The sequence below is a fragment of the Streptomyces sp. NBC_00287 genome (assembly GCF_036173105.1).
In the GTDB taxonomy this organism is placed as follows: Bacteria; Actinomycetota; Actinomycetes; order Streptomycetales; family Streptomycetaceae; genus Streptomyces.
The window spans coordinates 9,255,286-9,270,381 of sequence record NZ_CP108053.1 but is presented as its reverse complement, the minus strand read 5'-3'; the positions used below and the strand labels follow the sequence as shown (position 1 = coordinate 9,270,381).

Genomic DNA, 15,096 nt, shown 5'->3' with positions numbered 1-15,096 from the left:
CTCCGGATGTCCACCCGAGTCAGGCTAAGAGGTCCTAACAAAGGCGTTGGACGTGGCGGTGGGTGATGAGGCAGGTGGCGAGGCCGAGGAAGGCTTCGTGGATGTCGTCGCGTCGTTCCCAGCGGATCCGCAGGCGGCGGAAACCGTGCAGCCAGGCGATCGTGCGCTCGACCACATAGCGGAACATGCCCAGGCCGCTGCCGTGTTCCTGTCCTCGTTCGGCGATGACCGGACGGATGCCGCGGGCCCAGAGCAATCGGCGGTACTTGTCGTGGTCGTAGCCGCGGTCGGCGAGGAGCGCATCGGGTCTGCGTCGGGGCCGGCCGACGACGCCGGCCACGGCCGGGACCTTGTCCAGCAGGGGCAGCAACTGCGTGACGTCGTTGCGGTTTCCGCCGGTCAGGGACACCGCGAGCGGGATGCCCTGGGCGTCGGTGAGGACGTGGTGCTTGCTGCCCGGCCGTGCGCGGTCGACCGGGCTGGGGCCGCTTTTGGGCCGCGCCGAGCGGCCCGCACGTGGGAGGAGTCGATCACCGCCCGCGACCAGTCCAGCTTCTTCGCTACCCGCAGCTTCTTCAGCAGTATCAGGTGCAGTTCGTCCCACACGCCGGCCTCGTTCCAGGCGGCCAGCCGCCGCCAGCACGTCATGCCCGAGCCGAAGCCCAACTCCTGTGGGAGGTACTCCCATTGGATGCCGGTGTGCAGCACGAACAGGATCCCGCACAAGGCCTGCCGGTCCGGTACCCGCGGCCGGCCCTCCACCAGCTTCGGCCCCGGCTCGGGCAGCAACGGCTCGATGAGCGACCACAGTTCATCCGACACGATCCAAGGCCGCGACTGTCGCTTTCCCACGACCAGACCAACGACCATCCAAGCCGAAGGTCACATGATCAACAGCTTCTGTTAGGACCTCTAAGGCCGCTGCGGCCCGCAGCCCAGAGGACGGATCGAGGAGGCCGGCCATCACCGCTCGTACCTCTCCCGCGCACTTCGCGTCCACGCCTCCCGCGCATGCTGTGCGAACCGCGCTCGTCGGAGGTGGCGCTGCCGGCATCGGCCGGGCGGCCGCCGAGGAACTGGCGCGCGCCGGGCACCGCGTCGTCATCACCGGGCGCCGCGCCGATGCGCTCGACTCCGCCGCCTCGGGGCTGCGCCTGCGCACGGGGGCAGCCGTACACCCCCTGGTGAGCGACATGTCCGACCCCGGCGCGGCGGAGAGGGCGGTCCGTGAGACCGAGGACCGCTTCGGCTCGCTCGACGTCCTGGTCCTCAACGCGGGCGGCCCGCCGCCCGGCCGGGTCCTGGAGGTCACGGACCAGCAGTGGCAGGAGGCGTTCGACCTGTTGCTGCGCGGGCCGCTGCGGCTCGCCCAGATCGCCCTGCCGCACATGGCCGCGCGGGGTTTCGGCCGCGTGGTGTTCGTGACGTCCACGGCGGTACGGCAGCCGCAGCCCGACCTCGCCACATCCGTCGTGCTCAGGTCGGCCGTGACGGCGGCCGCCAAGCTGCTCGCGCGGGAGTTCGCGGCCAAGGGCGTGACGGTCAACTGCGTCGCGCCAGGGGCCACCGCCACCGAACGACGCCGCGAGATCCTCGAGAACCGCGCCCGGTCAACAGGCAGCGCTTTCGCGGCACTCGACGCCGAGGACACGGCGGCCATCCCCGCGGCCCGCACCGCACAGCCCGAGGAGATCGGGGCGGCCGTGGCCTTCCTGGCCTCCCCGGCCGCGAGTTACGTCAACGGGACCGTACTGACGGTCGACGGCGGAAGGACGGAGACGATCTGATGGCCGAGTCCGGATCTCACTTCAGCATGGCCGACTTCCTCGGCGCGATAACCGACCGGGTGCGGCCGAGCGCCGCGAGCCCGGTCGTCGTGAAGGCCGCCGAACTGGAGCAACTGCCGGCCGACCAGGTCCACAACCCGACCACCTTGTCCATCGCCGGCAAACTGCCCACCACCACGTTCGAGATCTTCCGGCAGACGATCCCGCCGGGACTGAGTTCGGACATGCAACGGCACCACCACGAGACGGTGCACTTCGTCATCTCCGGCGAAGGCCACAGCGAGATCGAGGACGAGACGGCTCCCTGGTCGACCGGCGACTTCATCTACACGCCGCCGTGGACGTGGCATCGCCACTACAACGACTCCACACGGCATCCGGTCGAGTTCCTGACCATCGAGAACTCCCGCCTGCTCGGCCTGCTGGGCGTCGGCCGACGGCAGAGCGCCGGTCTCGCGACCGTCGAGGAGGCCCGCAACCGCTTCGGGGGAGACACGTCATGAACGAACTGCCCGCGCACATCAGCATCTGGGGCGAACTCGCCGACGTCGACCACGAGGTGCGCCACGTGGACGTCAACGGCGTCCGCACCCGGATCCTTCAAGCCGGGTCCGGACCCGACCTCATCCTGCTGCACGGCACCGGCGGACACCTGGAGGCCTACGCCCGCGACATCGCGGGGCTCGCCGAGGACTTCCGTGTCACCGCGTACGACATGGTGGGGCACGGCTGGTCCGACCTGCCCGACACGCCGTACACGATCGATGTCCTCTCCGGCCATCTGCTCGGTCTGATGGACGCCCTCGGCATCGGCGCGGCGCACCTGTCGGGCGAGTCGCTCGGCGGATGGGTGGTCGCCTGGACGGCGGCGCACCATCCGGAGCGGGTGAGCCGCCTGGTGCTGAACACACCCGGAAACATCACCGGCAAGCCCGAGGTGATGGCCCGGATGCGGGAGAGCACCCTGGCCGCCGTCCACAACCCCGACGACGCGACGGTCCGCCAGCGGGTGGAGTTCCTGTTCCACCACAAGGAGATGGTGACCGACGAACTGGTGAACCTGCGGCGCGCGGTCTACAGCCGCCCCGGGTTCTTACGAGCGGTCGACAACATCCTCGTCCTCCAAGACCCCGAGGTGCGCAAGGACTTCGCCTGGGACCCGGCCTGGGTCTCCGCCATCGCCGCGCCCACCCTGTTGTTGTGGACCGAGCACGACCCGACGGGCGGGCTCGACGAGGCCGAGCTGCTCCTGGACTGGCTGCCCGACGCCCGGCTGCACGTGATCGCGGACGCGGGCCACTGGCCGCAGTGGGAGAAGCCGGACGCATACCTGCGGGCGCACCGTGACTTCCTGCTCCTGGGGAAGGCACCGGCATGAGCGAGATCATCGGCCTCGTCGGAATGTCCCACTCGCCGTTCGCCACCCTGCTCCCCCCGAGCGGGCCGTCGCAGCCCGGCGGTGCGTTCCTCGCCGCAGCCGCCCGGGTGACCGAGACTGTCGCCCGCCTGGCCCCCGACGCCGTCGTCGTCATCGGCCCCGATCACTTCCACGCGAACTTCTACGACGTGATGCCTCCCTTCGTACTCGGTGTCGAGGAAGCCGTCGGATTCGGCGACTTCGGCAGCAGAGCGGGCTCGCTGCCCGTCGCCTCGCGGCTGGCCTGGTCGATCAGGGACGGGCTGACGGAGGCGGGCTTCGACCTGTCACTGTCCTACGCGCTCACCGTCGACCACGGCCTCGTACAGAGCTACGAGATGGTGTCCGGCGAGGCCGGCATCCCGATGGTGCCCCTGGTCGTCAACACCGCCGCCCCACCGCTGCCGGGCCTGAAGCGCTGCGCCCTCCTCGGCGCAGCGCTGGGCACCGCGATCCGCGACTCCACGTTCGCGGGACGGGTGCTCCTGATCGCCAGTGGCGGGCTCTCCCACTGGCTGCCGTCCAACGACCCCCGCGACCCTTCGATCGCGGCGGACCGACGCGAGGCACTGATCCATGGGCGCCAGGACGTCCACGCCTTCGCTGCCGCGCGCGAACCCCGGGTCCGTGCCATGGGCGGTGACCCCCACGCGCGCGTCAACGCCGCGTGGGACGCCTGGTTCCTCGAACAGCTCATGTCCACCGACCTCACACCCGTCACCGTCCTGGGCGACGAGGGCCTCGAGGACCGGGCGGGCAGTGGCGGGCACGAGATCCGCACCTGGCTGATCGGCCTCGCCGCCGCACGTACGCCCCTGGTGTGGACGAGCTACGAGCCGGTCCCCGAATGGATCACGGGGATGGGCATCGGAACGACCTTTCAACTCGACTGATCGCGCCGAAGACAAGGCGGCGCTCGGCTCACCGCAGTCCCGCTCAGCGGGACTTGATGCTGCACACCTGGCCTGCCATCCCCGGCCCAGCGCCCGGACGTCCGACGTCCGGCGCCACGAACCCCGAAGTTCCCGGATGAGAAAGGGTGTTCTCGCATGACGAAGCTCCGTCGGACCATCATCGCGGCCGCTGCTGTCGCCGCGCCCCTCAGCATGACGGCGGTCCCGGCCGCGAGCGCCACCGACTCGGCGAAGACCGCCATCGACTGCACGACCGGCTACGAGCACGTCACGCGCTGGAACATCAAGGAGGGGGAAACGCAGATCGAGCCCAACGGGAACTACTTCCTCCCCTTGTACGACGGAACGGCCACCGCCTGCCTCGACGGCCCTGACGGCACCACGCTGTCCCTGCACGTGCAGCAGCACTTCGGAACGGAGGGCTGGAAGACCGTGGGCTCCGCTCCACAGGCCGGGGCGGACAAGCAACTCGCCCACAACGTTGCGGGCTACACGTGGTACCGCCTCGCCGTGACCGCGGTTGGCGGTGGCGGTACCTACACGGTGGGGCTGAACTTCCCGGAGTGAGGTCGCTGGCTGGGGTGCGACACCGTGATGCCGTTCGCTGCCGACGTCGCCGTCGAGGGCGAGGTCGAGGGCGAGGTCGAGGTCGAGGTCGAGGTCGAGGTCGAGGTCGGCAGAGCGTGCATTGCGCCGGGTGACTCCGCTCGTGCCGCGAGGATTCCACGCAAGTCAAGTACGGCGGGACGACTGGCGTCCGGCGGATCACCGCCGTTGGGCGAGGTTGCCCAGGGGGGCGTGGCACGACCGGCCATGCCACGGTGGCGTCGTCAGCGACACAGGATCGCTGACGACGCGTTCCGGCGGCCCAGTTCCACGACTTCGCCGCGACGGTGACGAGCTGAACCGAGCAGGACGGCGTCGCCACGATCCACCGCTACTCGTACAGCCGATCGCGCCCGCGGACGTGGCCGATGCCCTCGCCGAGATCGACCCGCACGGCCACGCGGTCAGCTCGTACCGCCGTGGTGACCGGCGCGCCGAGCGGGCGGTGAGCGCACTCACCCGGTGGGACCACCGGCGGCCTCCCGCCGCACGGTCTCGGCGACGCTGGAAAGCGCCGCGCCGAGTTGGCGGCGCTGCGCAGTGGTCAGAGGGTCGAACACGAGTCGGCGCACCTGCGCGACATGCCCCGGCGCGCTGTCGACCACCTTCTGCCGACCACTGTCGGTCAGCGTGGCCAGGGTGTAGCGACCGTCGCTCGGGTCGATTCGACGAACGATCCACTCTCGCACCTCAAAACGGTCCATCAGCTTCGACATCCGCGGAAGAGTGCTGCCGCAGTCCCGGGCCAGCTCGCTGAGCCGCATGGTGACCTGATGCGCCATCGACAACCGGGCGAGCACGCTGTACTCGAAGTTCGAGATGCCCGCGTCGCGCTGCAACTGGCGGTCCAGGGCCAAAGGCAGCGCGATCACGACGCTGAGAAGGTCCTGCCAAAGTTCCTGCTGCTCGGTGTCGAGCCACGGTGACGGTTCGTCCATGTGATCCATCTTACTTGCCTGGGCAACACACATCCGTTGCCCAGGCAAGTCAACGCATCTACGTTATGAGTTGCCCAGGCAAGTCAATCGCGGCCTCAAGGAGTCCTCTGTGATCAAGCTCAGCATCTTCCTGACCCGGCGGGCAGACCTCACCCACGAGGAGTTCGTGGACTACTGGACGCAGAAGCACACCCCGCTGCTCTCGAGCCTGCCCGCCGGAGAGGTCCCGGTCCGGCGCTACGTCCAGCTCCTGCCCACCGGCGACGAGATCCCCGGCATAAGCACCGCCGTCTATGACGGTGTCGCCGAGGTGTGGGTCGACAACATCGCCGACGCCGCCCGCTGGTTCACCTCCGACACCTACACCACGACCATCGCCGCGGACGAGGAGAAGTTCCTCGACCGCTCCCAGACCCGTTTCCTCTACACCACCGAGAGCCCGATCTTCGGTTGAGCACCGCCGTCGGCAACGACTCACCGTCCCGACACCGCCGACGATCAGGGCGCCCGAGCCGCGCCCGCATCCGCTCGGTAAGGAGCGACAGGCCATGACCATCCTGGACACCCCCCGCATCCCGGCCGGGGCCTACGACGATCACCTCGACCGGGTCCTCCCCCGAGCCCAGGCACAGCAGCCCTGGGTCCCTGCCGATGGGGCGTTGCCGAGCCTGTTCATCAGCCACGGCGCGCCCTTCACCCTCGACGACCCGCAGTGGCTCGACGACCTGTTCACGTGGGCGCAGTCCCTGCCCAAACCGAGAGCCATCGTGATCATCTCGGCGCACTGGGAGGACGCACCGGCCGCGATCTCGGGCGCGGCGGCGGGCACCCCGCTCCACTACGACTTCAGCGGCTTCCACCCCCGCTACAAGACCCTGCCTTACGCGACCCCGGACGCGACCGACCTCGCGCGTCGGCTCGCGGCCACGCTCAGTCCGGCGACCACGGTGCACGAGCACCCTGACAGAGGTCTCGACCACGGCGCGTTCATCCCCCTCATGGCCATGTATCCCGCGGCCGATGTTCCGGTCGTCCAGTTGTCGATGCCCAGTCTTGACCCCGCTGCATTGCTCGAGTTCGGGGCACGTCTGCGATCCCTGCGCGACGAAGGCATCCTGGTCATCGGCTCGGGCTTCATGACCCACAGCTTCGCGGTCTTCCGCCGCCCTGACCTCGCCGCATACACCAAAGCCTTCGATGAGTGGGCCGTCGACGCACTCGGGCGGGGCGATGTCGATGCCCTCACCGACTACCTGCGCAAGGCGCCCGGCGCCTCGGTCGCCCACCCGACGGCCGACCACTACGTGCCCCTGCTGGCCGCCGTCGGCGCCGCGAGCGACCCCAGCAGCGCCACCAGCACGATCGACCGCATGATCATGGGCAACTCAACCCGCTCGGTGCAATTGAACTGAGGGCCAGACCTCCGGCAGTACAGCACGCCGTTGGACTTCTGCCAGGACGTCAGCTGCGCGATGGCCTGCTTGCCGAGGGCGTGGGACCTGGTGTCGAAAGGGTGTTGAGGAAGGCGTCGTTGCTGGTGAAGGACCCGGGGAAGTCAGTGTCGTAGCCGCTCTCCCGGTATTTCAGGTCCAGGATCGTCACGCCGGAGGGGATGGTGTACCGCACGGCCGTGGGCTCATCCAGCCCAGCGACTCGAACTCCTGGTCCCCCCAGTGCAGGTGTAGGTGGAGCGGACGTCGTTGCCGCCGCCGGCACCAGACCGAGCGTGTCGGTGGTCAGGTGCCGTTTGCGGCCTTTGATTTTCTTGCCGGCGTCGATGCCCTGGCTGGTCTCGGCGACGTTTGCCGAGGTCTTCACGCTCTGCGCGTTCACCACGGCCGCGGTGGCCTGAGCGCTGCGGCCGTGGGCTCGGCGGGTCTGGTCGCGTAGCAGGTCGTGGGCCTGCTGGGTGGTGCCCGGGCCGCCGTGCCGGGGCCGATCGTCCGGCCCGCCAGGCGGTGAAGACCGGTTCGATCAAGGCCCAGCGGGCGTCGGACACGTCACTGCGATACGGACGACGAGCACTCACACCTCACGCAACGACCACCAACGTCGCCGGTCACAAAGGCATCCCAGAACGCCAACTACCTATATCAGATGCCCTCTTGGACGTCGGCCTCATATCCTGCGCGAAGTATGGACTGGAGGTTCCGGTTCGCGGCGGAGGCCGAACACCAATGATCACCGGAGTCACCAGGGAGCCCGCAGCATGACCGGCACCACGGAGGTCCTTGGCGGGTCGTCTGTAGTCGACGATGCAGCACGAAGTGTCACGCGCCCGTTCTACGTATACGCCGTGCTCGCCAACTCGCTGTTCCAGCGTGGCGTATTCGTCCTTTTCCTTTATCAGCGAGGTTTCTCCGCCGGGCAAGTGGCCCTCCTTCAGACACTGCTCTACCTGGTCAGCGGACTTGCGGAGTTGCCGACGGGAGTCATCGCCGACCGAATCGGCAGGCGTGCCAGCATCGTGATCGGCCAGGTGCTGATAGCTGGATGTCTGCTCGGTCAGGTGGCGTTCTCCAACTACTGGGTGTTCCTGGCGTTGTTCATCGGGCAGGGCGTGGGCATGGCATGTGTGTCCGGTTCGGACACCGCCCTGCTGTACGACCTGCTCGTGCGTCGTGGTGCAACGGCCGGCTACGTCAAGATCAAGTCCCGGTTCACCATGTTCGGGACGGTCACCTCGGGAGCTGCCATCGTCCTAGGCGGCCAACTGCAGCAGATTTCCTGGGGAGTGGTCTACGTCGGTTCGGCGGCGTGCCTCGTCCTGGCCGTGGTGGTGCTGATGTCACGGGTGCCCGAGATCCGCGGCGCGGACGCGGTGGACGAGCAGGACGGAGCCGAGGAGGCGCACGGCGATGCCACAGCATGGCGGGCGATGCTTCGGGTTGCCACGCCGGCGCTCGTGACGCTTGTCGTGGTGTCCGGATTGATGCATGCGACTTTGACGCCGTACATCATTTTCACGCAGAAGACCCTCTCCGATCAGGGAGCCGGCACTGCATTGGTCAGCGTGGTCATATCGGCGGGATTCTTCGCCGGCGGGCTCACTCCGCTGCTGTCGGACCGCGCGAACCGGCGCATCGGGTATCGGGGCATCGTCCCGGTGTCTCTCATGACGCTCGCCGTGGCGCTCGGCCTGAGCGGCCTCGGCCTTGTCTGGGTCACCATCGCCGCGTTCCTGGTCCTGGTCGGGATTCCCGAGATCGCCGCCGTGATCGTGGACAACGTGTTCAACGAGGCCGTGCCGTCGCGCCATCGGGCGAGCCTGCTGTCGATGATCGCATTCGTGGAGTCGGCGCTCATCGGCATCGGCTATCTCGTCGTCGGCGCGCTCATGGACGGGCTGGGCTCCAGTGTGGGCATGGCCACCTACGCCGCGGTCCCCCTGCTGGCATGTCTCCTGTGGCTCCCAGTGCTCTTCCGAGGGGCACGGGTGACCACCGAGTTCGAGAAGCCCGCCGGCCAAAAGGCATGACAGCTTATATGGGGGGTTCGTGGGCTGGCAGGGCGGCGCTGGCGGCCCGGGCGAGCTGCTTCCACGGCCTGCGAGCCTGATCTGCGCCGATTACGTTGGAGCAAGACGTTCGACCCTCTCGACTTCGGCTCCAAGTGCCGAAACGCCGTCCGAAACGGCATCTGAGCGAAGCCTCGCCAGGGAGGCGCAGCGCATGGCTCACGAGCAGATCCCCGGTATTGATCCCACTGCACAGCCGAGTGGGGACGGGTGCGTAGCGTGCCTGGCAGGCGATGGACCGGGGTGGTGGGTTTCACCCGCGGCGCTGCGCGGCGTGCGGGCACATCGGGTGCTGTGACTCCTCGCCTTCGCAGCACGGCACGAAGCATGCCCGGGAGGCCGGGCACCCCTTCCTGACGAGCTTCGAGCCCGGCGAGTCCTGGTTCTGGAACATCGAGACCGAGCAGGACGACGAGGGTCCGCCCCTGGCACCGCCCGCCTCGCACCCGGCCTCGCAGCCGACCCCGGGGCCGCGTGGCAAGGTCCCGGCGGACTGGCAGCTTCGCCTGCACTGACCTGATCAAGGCTCCGGGACCGACAAGATGTGTTTGGTCCCCGTTTGACATGTTTCTGGCGGATGGCAGGGTGGTATGTGAGGTGAATCTTGGGAGGTTCGGCATGGCATCAGGTTCAGCATGGCGTTCCACAGCACGGCAACTGCCGCTCAGGCTCACGGTCGGCACGTTCTTCCTCAACTCCGCACTGTCGAAACGCGGAACGGACGAGGCCACCGCTGAAAGGCTGCAGCAGTTCGCCGCCACTACCTACCCGTTCCTGGGCAAGCTCGACGCCCAGAGGTTCGTTCGGCTGCTCTCCGCCGGGGAGCTCGCCGTTGCCACCTCATTGCTCCTGCCGGTCATCCCTGCCGCTGTCGCCGGGGTTGCGTTGACCGCATTCTCTGTTGGCACCCTCGGGCTCTACCTGCGGACGCCGGGGATGCGGCGGGAAGGCAGCCTGCGCCCGACGGAGCAGGGAATCGCGCTGGCCAAGGACGTTTGGATGCTGGGCATCGGCGTCTCCCTCATCGCCGAGGGCGTGAACGAAGACCGGTGACGCACCACGAGCACGTCGGCCCCACCACTGCCGTACGCGCTCCGTGACCGGCCATCGGACCTACCTTGGTTGAAGGGGTAATTCCGTCAGGGGCGCACATGGCCAGGACCAAATGGTTCTTCGAGCCCGGTCATACCGCGGCGGAGTTCCGCGCCAGGCACATGATGGTCAGCTACGTGCGCGGGCAGCTCAAGAACGTGCACGGCGTGCTGGAGGTCGATCCCGACGAGCCGGAGAAGGCCCGCGTCGAGGCGACGGTCGACGCAACCCAGGTGTACACCGGTCAGCCCCAGCGCGACGCCCACCTCCGCAGTGCCGATTTCTTCGACGTCGAGCACCACCCGACGTGGACGTTTGTCGGGTCGCGCATTCACCAGGTGAGCGGAACCGAGTTCGAGGTCACCGGAGATCTCACGGTACGTGGCGTGACGCGCCCCGTGACCTTCGACGTCACATATTTGGGACAGTGGAATACCCCTTGGTGGGAGGAGGGGCGGGACCTCGGGCCCAGGCTGCGCGCCGGCTTCGTGGCCACGACGCGTATCAATCGACATGACTTCGGGGTGAGTTGGAACGACGTGGTCGACCGCGGCGGAGTGGTCGTCAGTCCCATGGTCGATGTCATGGTCGACGTCGAGGCCGTCCTCGAGGCCGGTGAAACGGCCGCCTGAGCACGACCAGCTCGGGCTGCGAACCGACCGAGCAGCGAACGGCGACACTGGGTGCGGCCTGCACAGCTCGCGTTGGCATGACCGTCTGGATCAGGCGCCGCAGTCCGGTCAGTGTGGCATCGCCAAGGACAGTGACCCGCTCGCGCCGACCGGCGAAGCCCGGGCAGGCGCTGATGAACGTTGCATGATCCCAGCAAAGCCCGACGCGCAAGGCTGGCGGGTGCAACCGGCCACTCTGCCGCTGAGCCGGTTGCAACTTGGCTCAGCAGGCCGGTCGTTGGTGTGGGCGCCGTGTGCGGACAAGGTGAAGCCCCTGGTAGAGGGTTGTCGACCAAGAGCAGCCTGTCTGCCCGGAGCTTCGTGTGCTTCCGGCCGACCGGCAGGCCGTGCTCGTGCTGGCCCACCTGCGGTGCGGCCACACGTACGCGCAGCTCGCGGCCGGTTTCGGCATCGGAACCACCACGGTCTACCGGTACGTGGCCGAGGCCGTCGAGATCCTGGCGGCCTTGGCACCCGACCTCGCCATCGCTGCCCGCGCAGCGGCACGGAAGGCGTATCTGATCCTGGACGGGACGCTGCTGCCCATCGACCGCATCGCAGCCGACCGGCCGCACTACTCCGGCAAGCACAAAAGGGACGGGATGAACGTCCAGGTCATCGCCGATCCCTTCGGGAGGCTGCTGTGGGCCTCACCCGCGCTGCCCGGCGCGGTGCACGACTCCGCGCTGCCCGTACCCACGGCATCATCCAGGCGTTGACCGAGGCCGGCATCCGCTGCTGGGCCGACAAGGGTTACCAGGGTGCCGGCGGCACCGTGCGGGTTCCCTACCGCGGCCGTTGGGACAAGCTGTCAACAGGCCAGCAGGCCGCCAACCGGTCCCATGCGAAGGTCCGGGCGCCCGGCGAACAGGCCGTGGCCGCCCTGAAAACCTGGCGTCTCCTGCGCAAGCTGCGGTGCAGCACCACCCGCATCACCGCCCTCGTCCAGGCCGTCCTCGCGACAGCACAACGTGCGAGGCGGCGCGTCGGACGTGCAGCGGACGATCGCCCCGGCATGCCTCGGAAGCGCATATGCACAGGTCCAAGGCTACGGCCTCTTCGGTGCTCAATACCGGCTGATTGACCGGTACGGCCATCGTTGATCATCAGGTGGGTGAAGACTGAAGATCTTGCGATGGCCGCGGGTCACACCGCCGCCCAACTGGGGTCGCTGTCAGTGCTCTGTGTCATGATGCGGACGCGTCCCAGGGGAGTTGGGCCGCGGTCTGCTGATTGCCAAGGGGTTGGGGATGGGCGCGGGTACGGAGCCGGACGGCTCGTCCAGGTCCGATGAGGAGTGGGAGCGGTTTCTGCGCGAGTCGGCGGCAGGTGCCGCCGAGGCGCCCAAGGAGCCGTCGGCGCGGGCCCGCGAGGTAACCAAGCGGCTGCGCGCGGAACCCGGCCGGGGCGTGGAGGGTTGGCGCAGCTACACGCCCGCGCGGCCCAGGCGGCGCACGGGCTGGTACGTGGTCGGGCTGCTGGCCTCGCTGGTGCTGCTGGTGGTGGCGCTCGCGCCGGGGCGGATAGTGGACTTGTTCGCCGACGATGACTCCCCGCCGCTGGCCGCCGAGACCGCCCGGCCGACCCAGGCACCCCCGGCGGAGGAGGCCCAACGCCCCACCGTGGAGGAGCCGTTCCGCGGATCGCCGGCGGCGAGATGGGCGAGCGGAGCCGCGGGGATCACCGTGCCGAAGGCCGAGGCGGTCGGCTGGATGAGCGCGGGCGAGGTCGAGCAGGCCCTGGCCCGCAGCCGAGACTTCCTTGTCGCGTCCGGCCTGGACCGCCGGGTGCTGCGTGGCGAGCACCCGGCGGCAGCGATCGCACTGATCAACCCGCACCAGAAGGACGTCCAAGACCTTCTGAAGACCGCTTTTCGCACCCCGACCGAGCAGAACGACCCCCTCCTCCTCTTCAGCCGCTTCCAGCCCTCCGACACCCATCTGGTCGGCGACGTCGTGAAGACCCGGGGTCGGCTCACCTACCGTGAGGGCGAGCGCGGCGCGCTCCAGGTGACCGCCGACGTCACCTTCGTCTACCCAGTCATCCGCGCGGACGCCGGCGACGACGAGATCGTGCGCACGATCGTCCGGCGTGAACTGGTCCTGAGCTGGGACAACCCTGACAAGGTGATCACCGCGCCGGGCACCTTCTCGGTCGTCTCGTACAAGTACGACGTCACCAACGGCGGCTGCGGCGCCCCCACGGGCTACTTCACGCCTCCCTTCGGCACAGACCGCCGAGCGGACGAGTCCGGCACGGAGATCGACCCGTACGACCGCAGCGCGCCGGTCGCTCAGGGCGCGTCCGCTGGGGAGAAGTGCGGGAGGGCGACGCGGTCCTAGCGGGCGTTACTCCGCGGCGGCCACCCCAGCCCCGGGGAACAGACGCCCATTCGGGCTGCTCATACCTGGGAGGTGTGCGGTTCCAGGGAAACCGCGACAAGCCCAGCGCGGCGTAACCGGCCAGTACAACCAGCGCCTCACCACCCACGACCTCACAGCCCACCTGGATGCCTTCGAGCGTCGCTGGCACACTCTCAGCCACCACACTCCCCACACCAGTTGAAGATCGCCAGCCGACCGACATCTGCCCCCTACGAGAAACGACGACGTGCCCGGGGCGCCAATGCGTGGGCTCCTCCCATCCACAGATCGAGCCGGCCAGCTCCAAGCGCTGCTACCGGATACCCCGGCGACCGGCAGTGTTCCCGCAAAACCCCCAGCGAGGAGCCGCAGGGCAGGAGCTGGACCCATCCCGCACGGACGGATAGACAAGCACACGAAGCCTCTGGTGGAGACAGTTCTTCTTTGCCGAAACCCGTCTACTGGGGCGTCGCTTGGCTGTCACCCCAACTGGTCAATATCCCAGAAGGTAGGAGGGCTTGCCGTGGAGCATCATCCTGGCTTTGGAGTGCTCTTGACTCGACTGCTGAATCACCGTCGGGTGGATGTCGCATGGCTGGCCTCGGAGTCCGGCATCCCCGAGGACGACCTCCGCTCCCTGTCAGAAGGCGCGCCGCCGCTGACGTCGCAACTCGACGCCCTCGCCCCCGCACTCGGCTTCCACGCCGCCGACCTCTACGCAATCGCCAACGTTCCAGCGCCGGCCGCCCTCAGGCCCGGTCATCCGGCAGCCGGATCCGACATCGCAGGCCTCGTCCGGATCACGATGGCACTGCCGCCGGACGACAGAACCCGTGTCCACCGGCTGGTCGATCAGCTGCCTCGAGAACCGCGCGACCACCCGGGAGACCTGCCGCGTCCCTACAGCCAGCACCATTGGAGCGCTGGTGCGTTGCTCGTCAACCTGCTGTGCGTCAACCGGAACCTGTACTCCGTGAGCGCTGCAGCCAAAGCCCTGGCCGTGCTCACGGATGGACGCGTGTACCTGGCCGCCTCCACGATCCACGGCATCGGCCGAGGACGCGTACCGCTGACCCCCCAGCGGGTTGCGGGCTTCGCCACCACCCTCGGCATCCCACCCGCAGACCTCGCCGCCATCACCCAGATCGCGCTCCCCCAGCCTTCGTGGCCGGACGATCCTCTGACGGCCGAGATGGCGCGGCTGCTGTGGAACTGCCGGCACCTGACCGCGGCCCAGGCCAAACATGTGTATGCCGAAGTGAAGTCGATGCTCATGGCAGTGCCCGATAACGCAACCGACGAAGAATGGAACCGCGTCTGGCGCCACCACGGGACATGGTGGGGTGCCCCCAGGCAGTGAGCCTTCTTCAGGGTGCCGCTCAAGGGAGAGAAGGCCTTTGGCGAATCACGTCACGCGTCCGCTCGGCCGGCACAAGCCACCACGGCCTCCCCAGGATGGTTGGATCGAGGGGCTGACGGCGCGCTGCCAGCGCCGCAGCCCGCTGCTGCAGCACCTGATGGAGATGGCCGGGGTGTTCGCCGGCCGTGGCGTCGCCCGGCTCCTGCAGATCCTCGCGCTCGTCCCACCGCCGCATGGAGTCCTCAATGACACGGTTCGCGTGATGACGTGCCTCGGCGGCGTATTGGTCACTGTCACACCGATGCTTTCGACGTTGCGCCGCAGGCAACGGGTCGCGGCGGTTCTACGGGTGCGGATTCGGCGCGGTGCTCCCGGTCGGGTACCAGGGGCCGCGACGTGCGGTCGCAGACCTGGCCCGCGGGTCGGCAGCA

16 protein-coding genes and 2 pseudogenes are annotated in these 15,096 nt (G+C 68.5%); 14 read left to right on the top strand and 4 right to left on the bottom strand.

Going from position 1 to position 15,096, the window contains the following annotated elements; translation table 11 throughout:
* Positions 1-34 precede the first annotated feature (34 nt).
* A protein-coding gene (locus tag OHT76_RS42205; protein ID WP_328868630.1) for an IS5 family transposase occupies positions 35-870 on the bottom strand; the annotation gives its coding sequence in 2 pieces (ribosomal slippage) (positions 35-495 and positions 495-870; 837 coding nt in all).
* 146 nt (positions 871-1,016) lie between these two features.
* Here OHT76_RS42205 and OHT76_RS42200 point away from each other — a divergent pair.
* The 5 genes from OHT76_RS42200 (at position 1,017) to OHT76_RS42180 (ending at position 4,685) form a co-directional block, all read left to right on the top strand.
* Positions 1,017-1,787, top strand: a complete 771-nt coding sequence (locus tag OHT76_RS42200; RefSeq protein ID WP_328876177.1) for an SDR family oxidoreductase — start codon at positions 1,017-1,019, stop codon at positions 1,785-1,787.
* Positions 1,787-2,290, top strand: a complete 504-nt coding sequence (locus OHT76_RS42195; protein WP_328876176.1) for a cupin domain-containing protein — start codon at positions 1,787-1,789, stop codon at positions 2,288-2,290. Before OHT76_RS42200 ends, OHT76_RS42195 begins: the two co-directional genes overlap by 1 nt.
* Positions 2,287-3,165: an alpha/beta fold hydrolase gene (locus OHT76_RS42190; protein ID WP_328876175.1), complete on the top strand. Its 879-nt coding sequence runs from the start codon at positions 2,287-2,289 to the stop codon at positions 3,163-3,165. The genes OHT76_RS42195 and OHT76_RS42190 overlap by 4 nt, the downstream gene beginning before the upstream one ends.
* Positions 3,162-4,097, top strand: a complete 936-nt coding sequence (locus OHT76_RS42185) for a 2,3-dihydroxyphenylpropionate 1,2-dioxygenase (protein ID WP_328876174.1) — start codon at positions 3,162-3,164, stop codon at positions 4,095-4,097. The genes OHT76_RS42190 and OHT76_RS42185 overlap by 4 nt, the downstream gene beginning before the upstream one ends.
* 156 nt (positions 4,098-4,253) lie before the next feature.
* Positions 4,254-4,685, top strand: a complete 432-nt coding sequence (locus OHT76_RS42180) for a hypothetical protein (protein WP_328876173.1) — start codon at positions 4,254-4,256, stop codon at positions 4,683-4,685.
* Between the two features lie 370 nt (positions 4,686-5,055).
* Here OHT76_RS42180 and OHT76_RS42175 read toward each other — a convergent pair whose 3' ends face one another.
* Together OHT76_RS42175 and OHT76_RS42170 are read right to left on the bottom strand one after the other, a co-directional pair.
* Positions 5,056-5,196, bottom strand: a complete 141-nt coding sequence (locus OHT76_RS42175; protein WP_328876172.1) for a hypothetical protein — start codon at positions 5,194-5,196, stop codon at positions 5,056-5,058.
* Positions 5,180-5,662, bottom strand: coding sequence for a MarR family winged helix-turn-helix transcriptional regulator (locus OHT76_RS42170; RefSeq protein WP_328876171.1), 483 nt, complete (start codon positions 5,660-5,662; stop codon positions 5,180-5,182). The genes OHT76_RS42175 and OHT76_RS42170 overlap by 17 nt, the downstream gene beginning before the upstream one ends.
* Before the next feature lie 109 nt (positions 5,663-5,771).
* On the opposite strand from OHT76_RS42170, the gene OHT76_RS42165 reads away from it, so the two are divergent.
* A complete protein-coding gene (locus tag OHT76_RS42165) occupies positions 5,772-6,116 on the top strand; it encodes an EthD domain-containing protein (protein WP_328876170.1) in 345 nt (114 codons plus the stop codon).
* Between the two features lie 205 nt (positions 6,117-6,321).
* Entirely contained in the window at positions 6,322-7,074 is a 753-nt protein-coding gene (locus OHT76_RS42160; protein WP_443049951.1) for a DODA-type extradiol aromatic ring-opening family dioxygenase, read from the top strand.
* A 49-nt stretch (positions 7,075-7,123) separates the two neighbouring features.
* Here the strand turns inward: OHT76_RS42160 and OHT76_RS42155 are convergent, their stop codons facing one another.
* Positions 7,124-7,495, bottom strand: a complete 372-nt coding sequence (locus tag OHT76_RS42155) for a hypothetical protein (protein ID WP_328876168.1) — start codon at positions 7,493-7,495, stop codon at positions 7,124-7,126.
* 376 nt (positions 7,496-7,871) lie between these two features.
* Here OHT76_RS42155 and OHT76_RS42150 point away from each other — a divergent pair, with 376 nt between their 5' ends.
* From OHT76_RS42150 to OHT76_RS42120, 7 genes and pseudogenes are all read left to right on the top strand, one after another.
* Entirely contained in the window at positions 7,872-9,140 is a 1,269-nt protein-coding gene (locus OHT76_RS42150; RefSeq protein ID WP_328876167.1) for an MFS transporter, read from the top strand.
* Positions 9,141-9,333: 193 nt separating this feature from the next.
* Positions 9,334-9,694, top strand: a pseudogene (locus OHT76_RS42145) (UBP-type zinc finger domain-containing protein).
* A gap of 103 nt (positions 9,695-9,797) precedes the next feature.
* Positions 9,798-10,232: a hypothetical protein gene (locus tag OHT76_RS42140; RefSeq protein WP_328876166.1), complete on the top strand. Its 435-nt coding sequence runs from the start codon at positions 9,798-9,800 to the stop codon at positions 10,230-10,232.
* A gap of 98 nt (positions 10,233-10,330) precedes the next feature.
* Entirely contained in the window at positions 10,331-10,903 is a 573-nt protein-coding gene (locus OHT76_RS42135; protein WP_328876165.1) for a YceI family protein, read from the top strand.
* A 359-nt stretch (positions 10,904-11,262) separates the two neighbouring features.
* Positions 11,263-11,900: pseudogene (locus OHT76_RS42130) on the top strand (transposase family protein); the annotation flags it as partial.
* A gap of 292 nt (positions 11,901-12,192) precedes the next feature.
* Positions 12,193-13,284, top strand: coding sequence for a hypothetical protein (locus OHT76_RS42125; RefSeq protein ID WP_328876164.1), 1,092 nt, complete (start codon positions 12,193-12,195; stop codon positions 13,282-13,284).
* A 574-nt stretch (positions 13,285-13,858) separates the two neighbouring features.
* Positions 13,859-14,665, top strand: a complete 807-nt coding sequence (locus OHT76_RS42120; protein WP_328876163.1) for a hypothetical protein — start codon at positions 13,859-13,861, stop codon at positions 14,663-14,665.
* Positions 14,666-15,096: the final 431 nt, after the last annotated feature.

Bases quoted from the DNA above. Each gene is read 5' to 3' on its own strand.
- OHT76_RS42135 (WP_328876165.1), top strand. From the start codon at position 10,331: ATGGCCAGGACCAAATGGTTCTTCGAGCCCGGTCATACCGCGGCGGAG.
- OHT76_RS42170 (WP_328876171.1), bottom strand. From the start codon at position 5,662: ATGGACGAACCGTCACCGTGGCTCGACACCGAGCAGCAGGAACTTTGG.
- OHT76_RS42190 (WP_328876175.1), top strand. From the start codon at position 2,287: ATGAACGAACTGCCCGCGCACATCAGCATCTGGGGCGAACTCGCCGAC.
- OHT76_RS42125 (WP_328876164.1), top strand. From the start codon at position 12,193: ATGGGCGCGGGTACGGAGCCGGACGGCTCGTCCAGGTCCGATGAGGAG.
- OHT76_RS42150 (WP_328876167.1), top strand. From the start codon at position 7,872: ATGACCGGCACCACGGAGGTCCTTGGCGGGTCGTCTGTAGTCGACGAT.
- OHT76_RS42195 (WP_328876176.1), top strand. From the start codon at position 1,787: ATGGCCGAGTCCGGATCTCACTTCAGCATGGCCGACTTCCTCGGCGCG.
- OHT76_RS42140 (WP_328876166.1), top strand. From the start codon at position 9,798: ATGGCATCAGGTTCAGCATGGCGTTCCACAGCACGGCAACTGCCGCTC.
- OHT76_RS42185 (WP_328876174.1), top strand. From the start codon at position 3,162: ATGAGCGAGATCATCGGCCTCGTCGGAATGTCCCACTCGCCGTTCGCC.
- OHT76_RS42180 (WP_328876173.1), top strand. From the start codon at position 4,254: ATGACGAAGCTCCGTCGGACCATCATCGCGGCCGCTGCTGTCGCCGCG.